4 protein-coding genes and 1 pseudogene are annotated in these 5,716 nt (G+C 54.8%); 4 read left to right on the plus strand and 1 reads right to left on the minus strand.

What is annotated here, in order from left to right; genetic code table 11:
- A pseudogene (locus CCD76_RS18685) lies at nt 1–378 on the plus strand (integrase core domain-containing protein); the annotation flags it as partial.
- Between the two features lie 274 nt (nt 379–652).
- Here the strand turns inward: CCD76_RS18685 and CCD76_RS18690 are convergent.
- Nucleotides 653–1,300 carry an EVE domain-containing protein gene (locus CCD76_RS18690; protein ID WP_087721019.1) on the minus strand — a complete coding sequence of 216 codons (648 nt, stop codon included), beginning with the start codon at nt 1,298–1,300 and terminating at the stop codon, nt 653–655.
- A 386-nt stretch (nt 1,301–1,686) separates the two neighbouring features.
- On the opposite strand from CCD76_RS18690, the gene CCD76_RS18695 reads away from it, so the two are divergent.
- The 3 genes from CCD76_RS18695 to CCD76_RS18705 are packed head-to-tail and all read left to right on the plus strand — an operon-like array spanning nt 1,687 to nt 5,713.
- Nucleotides 1,687–1,971, plus strand: coding sequence for a hypothetical protein (locus CCD76_RS18695; RefSeq protein ID WP_143543335.1), 285 nt, complete (start codon nt 1,687–1,689; stop codon nt 1,969–1,971).
- 10 nt (nt 1,972–1,981) lie between these two features.
- Nucleotides 1,982–3,697 carry an N-6 DNA methylase gene (locus CCD76_RS18700; protein WP_179208970.1) on the plus strand — a complete coding sequence of 572 codons (1,716 nt, stop codon included), beginning with the start codon at nt 1,982–1,984 and terminating at the stop codon, nt 3,695–3,697.
- A gap of 60 nt (nt 3,698–3,757) precedes the next feature.
- Nucleotides 3,758–5,713 carry a type I restriction-modification system subunit M gene (locus CCD76_RS18705; RefSeq protein ID WP_218777079.1) on the plus strand — a complete coding sequence of 652 codons (1,956 nt, stop codon included), beginning with the start codon at nt 3,758–3,760 and terminating at the stop codon, nt 5,711–5,713.
- Nucleotides 5,714–5,716 lie beyond the last annotated feature (3 nt).

The following is a 5,716-nucleotide window of genomic DNA, read 5'->3' on the forward strand; positions in this document are numbered from 1 at the left end:
GCTGACCGACAACGGCAAGTCCTTCACGGATTGCTTCACGCGAGCCGGTGAGCGCAAGCCAAGCGGTCGCCATCACTTCGATCAGGCGTGTCAGGCCCATGGCATCGAGCATCGCCGGATCAAACCGGGCCGGCCACAGACGAATGGCATGATGAAACGCTCCAACGGCCGCATCAGCGACGTGCTGGCCACTCAGCGCTATGTGTCTCAGGCAAGGACCTGGAACAGACGCTCAAACGCTATTGCTGGCTGTAAAATCATCACATCCCGCAGAAGGCGCTGCACCATCAATCACCGATTGCAGCGATGAAGGAATGGTAGCTAAACGACCTGAACTATTTACCCAGCGGGTNCAATCATGCGGGACCCGCCACATAGACATCACTCGATATTCTGAATCTTAATATTGCTTATTAAGTGTTGTTGTTTGAAAATCAGTAGCTTATGGTTTTTTGTTCGAAACTTTCTTGGCTGTCCTACCCAGATTACTCCCCAGTTAAGTCAGCATTGGATTTCTAACAAGCCGCAGTGTCTCCGTAATGGTTGGTCAAGGCTCCCAAGCGGCAAGGATCAGAGCGCCATAGATCTTTCCGCAGTGGATACCTCGACATCAACCCTCTTGCGCCCATATGTGCCGGGGCAGCCACTAACCCTATGCCTCCAAAGCCTTGGCCAGCTTTTCCCCGTCTTTCAGCAGCGTCAGCGTATGTACAAAGCGAATTTTTCGACCCAGCGCATGCTGGATGTCCTTGGTAGACACCGGTGAGTCCAAGCGTTTGAACTCCTGCAAACGCTGGTAATAGGTTTCATCCTTCCGCCCCTCATGGGGAGCTTTTTTCACCTCTCCGCTGGCGATTCCGCAGGCAACAATGCCTTTCCCTGACTCATACAGGAAGACCATATCGCCAGAGCGAATGCGCTCAATTTTCTGCTTCCACCCATTTTCAAATGCTGCAGCAACCTGCTCCTCCAGCATCATCTGGTGATCTTCGACGGAGTTGGCCTTGTTGGTGTTGAGCAGGTAGTAGCTCCTTCCTTTCGCATTGACTCCACTCGTGCTAGATAGCCCCGGCTCTTCATCATCTGCTCCCGCATCCTCTTGTCGGATTCGCTGCCACGCCGGAATCAGGTACTCGGCTATCAGATCATGCAGGATTTCTTGGCGCGTGCAATCCATGTGGTTAGTCAGATCCTGAATTGCCGCCTCTTCCTCTTCCGTCACCCGGATGGTCATGCTGACCATGTTTCTGCTGCGCTTACGTTTTTCTTCCAGCCTGCTGATAAAATCATTTACGGACATTTTTAGGCTCTTTTTTGTATAAATTTAGATTCAAAATTGAATCTAAATTAAATCTATATTGGCTTTTCCCTAGTGTCAAGCTCTGAGCGTCAATATGAATTGCTTAGGGAGGGCCCTTGCCAATTCCTTCCTTACAGGTCTTGCCGCCTCGCACAGTGAGTTCTGCGCGGGTCAGGGAAGGCGTTCACTCAGCTGTTCCTACTGTAGGAACGGAATTTGTGCCATTAGCCTCTGTTGGCTACCGCCTGAAGTAAGCCTGCGTTAGGTAAAGGCGTTTAGTTTTCAGATGGCAATGTAGTATTAAAAATATTATTCAGTAACACTATTACTTGACACAATAGTCGGGTTGCCCCATTCTTGACTCCATCACAACGGGGGACTCTCTTATGGCACGTACACGACACATGCATCAGCGTATGGGACAACGCGGCGTCACCAGTCGTCTGGTAGATCTGACCAGTCATTACGGTATGGAAAGCGGCGACCGCATTGTTCTGGATCGCAAGAATGTAGAGGAACTGCTGGCTGGCCTGGAGACCTTTCGCAAGGACTTGCTCAGCATTCATGAGAAGGGTGGGCTGGTAGTTATCGAAAGTGGTGAGACACAAATTACGGTGTACCGCACCGATAGCTTCAATCAGAAGAAGAAGGCGACCTATGCCAAACACTAACCAGGCCTCCATGCTTATGCCGCTGGTGGATACGCTGAGGACCCAGGGCCTGAACAATCATGACATTGTGCGCCATGCTTCTCTGTTGGCTGCTTGGGCCTGGTGTTTCCGCCACCGCCCCGAGCTCGGCCTGCCGGATCCCAGGAGCCGCCCCGGTATCACCTCGGCCATGGAGAGCACGAGTAAGGCGCTGATGGCTGCCGGCAGTTCACTGGATATGGCTCCAGACTTTTTGGAAATGAACTGTATCGGCCGAGCCGTACAGGATCTGCAGGATATGGTAGCCGCCCTTGAGTGGTCGGATGCCGAGAGTCTGGTAGCAGCGCTGGCTCGCCTTGTTGAGCAGGCATCAGGGCAACACACGGAACAACTCCAGCTCCCATTGCAGCTGGCTAGGTTGATAGCAAGGCTAGGGCGAGCGAATGGGCAGCGGGTGCTCGCCGCCTATCCCATGAGCGATCTGTCGATGGCTCTGGCTGATGGGGCTACTGAGCGAACCTATCTCAGTGCGTCGCACTCTGCATTGTCCGAGGCCCTGCTGCTGATTAGTGACGCCATGATGGTGACGCAAGCCCATGGGACTTTTGGAACTACAGCGCCACAAGCCGATGTAGTGTTGTCCGTTCCCCCTATGGGCATCAGGGTTCCCGACTCAAAAGGAGCCGGCAAGCAGCGGGCTCGTCGATCCGAAGCCCTCGGTCTTCAGGCAGCGCATGAGCTAGCTACACGGAGAGCGGTCGTATTAAGTCCTGCAGGTCTCCTTTACGACACGATGGAATATGAGCTGAGAGAAGCGCTTGCTCGTGCCAACACCATCGACATGGTCATTCAGTTGCCCGGCCAGACACTCTGGAACACCAGCATTCCGCCTGTTCTGATTGTGCTGGATCATCAGAGAGAGCAGGAAGCGCCCATTACCTTCGTGGACGCCTCTCGATTGGTGCCAGACAATGCCCGGCAGCGCAGCAAGTCACTCCAGCAGAACTCGGAATTCTGGGAGGCGCTGAGCCAGCTCGTGTTGGACTCTGCGGCCAGTCCAGCCTCACGGCAGGTCACCAAAGGCGAGATCGAGAGCAACGACTTCGACCTCTCGGTGAACCGCTACGTCATGGGCGTTGCCACCCGGAAGATCAACGAAGTGGAGGGCGCACGCACTCTAAGTGATATTGCTGAACTGATCCGAGCCCAGACTTTGAAGGGAGAAGAGGAAGGTGAGGATGGCAAACTCTTTACCGAGATAGGTGGCCGCGATATCGACGCGAGCGGGTCAATCAGTATTGAGGAGCCTCGTAAAGAGCTGAAGGTGGCCGGGCGCACGCGCAAGCGCGCCGAGCAACAGCAGCTTCGGCCGGGCGACGTGCTGCTTATCGGTAAAGGCAGCATCGGGCGGGTCGCCTTGGTGGGAAATGACTGCGGTGATAACTGGGTGGCCGGCCAGGTGTTTCTGATCCTTCGCACCCAAAAACATGGCCTAGTTAAGCCCGAGTACCTCTACCGCTACTTGGCTTCCCCCATGGTGCAGCAGTATCTGGAAGAGATCGCCAGTGGTACGGGCATTCCCATCCTCAAGGCCAATGACATCAAAAACTTACCAGTCCCGGTACCCAGCCTAGAAGCGCAGGGGGAGGTAGCCGACGTGCACTACCAGATCATGGAAGAGTACGAGGCTATCAGGGCTCACCAGGCCAGGATCGAAGAGCTGTCACGGCAGAACTGGGCCATCTGACCAAGACTACGACCATATTTTTATTGTTAATCAACAAATTACTCGGGAATAAATCCGGACATGAACCACGCTTCTCATAACAGCCTTGTCGCCTTTATCTGGAAGATCGCCGATGACTGCCTGCGCGATGTCTACGTGCGGGGCAAGTACCGCGACGTCATTCTGCCCATGGTGGTACTGCGCCGCCTGGATACGCTACTAGAGCCAACCAAAGAAGCGGTGCTCGAAGAAGTTTGCTACCAGAAGGAAGATCTGGGAGAGCTGGAGCTCGACGATCACCCGCTGAAAGCCGCATCCGGCTATGTGTTCTACAACACCAGCCCTTGGACGCTGAAGAAGCTTCACAGCACCGCCACCAATAACCAGCAGATTCTGCTGGCGAATATCGAAGACTACCTCGATGGCTTCAGTGACAACGTCAAGGAGATCGTCGGTCGCTTCAAGCTCTTCGATCAGATGCGTCACATGGCGGACAAGCAGGTGCTGCTGGATGTCATCGAGAACTTCGTCTCGCCACGAATCAACCTGACGCCTCACGATAAGGAAGATCCTGAGGGCAACAAGCTGCCGGGGCTTTCGAACCTTGGCATGGGCTACGTGTTCGAGGAGCTGATCCGCAAGTTCAATGAAGAGAACAACGAGGAAGCGGGGGAGCACTTTACCCCACGCGAGGTGATCCACCTCATGACCCACCTCATGTTCGATCCGATCAAGGATCAGCTTCCCCCGCTCATGACGATCTACGATCCGGCCTGTGGCTCCGGCGGCATGCTGACCGAGGCGCAGAACTACATCAAGGATCCCGAGGGGTTGATCCAGGCGGATAGCGATGTCTATCTATTCGGTAAGGAGATCAACGACGAGACCTACGCGATATGCAAATCGGACATGATGATCAAGGGCAACAACCCCGAGAACATCCGCGTCGGCTCCACACTCTCCACGGACGAGTTTTCAGCCAATCGCTTCGACTTCATGCTCTCCAACCCGCCCTATGGCAAGAGCTGGAACAGCGAGGTCAAATACATCAAGGACGGCAAAGACGTCATCGATTCGCGCTTTCAGGTCGAGCTGGCAAACTACTGGAGCGAGGTCGAGACCGTGGATGCCACCCCGCGCTCCTCGGATGGCCAGCTGCTATTTTTGATGGAGATGGTTAACAAGATGAAGTCGACGGGCACTAGCCCGCTCGGGTCGCGCATCGCCTCGGTCCACAACGGCTCCAGCCTCTTCACCGGCGATGCGGGTAGCGGTGAATCCAACATTCGCCGTTACATCATCGAGAACGACATGCTGGACACCATCATCCAGCTGCCGAACAACCTCTTCTACAACACTGGCATCACCACCTATATCTGGCTGTTGACCAACGCCAAACCGGAAGCACGCAAAGGTCGCGTCCAACTGATCGATGCCAATCTGCTCTATCGTAAGCTGCGCAAGAACCTGGGCGACAAGAATTGCGAATTTGCCCCCGAGCATATCGGCGCGATTACCGACGCCTACCTGAATTTTGCCCCCATCGAACGCGAGATTGACGTCAACAACGACCCGCAGGGCATAGCCGTGCAAGTCTTCGATAACGAGGACTTCGGTTATTACAAGGTGACGATCGAGCGCCCCGACCGTCGCCGTGCCGGTTTCAGTGCCGAGCGCATTGCACCGCTGCGCTTCGATAAATCCCTGCGCGAACCGATGGAATGGCTGTGGGCAGAGCACGGCGATAAGGTCTATGAGCCGGGCTTTTTGAAGAGCGAGCTGAAAGGCATCACCGCCTGGTGCGAGGAGCAGGGCATCACCCTGAACGCCAAGCAGCGCACCAAACTGACTGATACAAGCTACTGGCTCAAGCTTCGCGACCTGCTTGATGCGGCCACCAAGTTGACGACGCAGATCGGTACGGCAGAAACCGATGATTTTAACGCCTTCCGTGAGACCGTCAACAAGACGCTCAAGGCCCAAAGGCTCAAACTCACCGCAAGCGATAACGGAGCTATGGTGATTTCTGGTGTATGAGAG

Origin of the sequence: Salinicola salarius (assembly GCF_002179555.1) — a bacterium.
GTDB lineage: Bacteria > Pseudomonadota > Gammaproteobacteria > Pseudomonadales > Halomonadaceae > Salinicola > Salinicola salarius_A.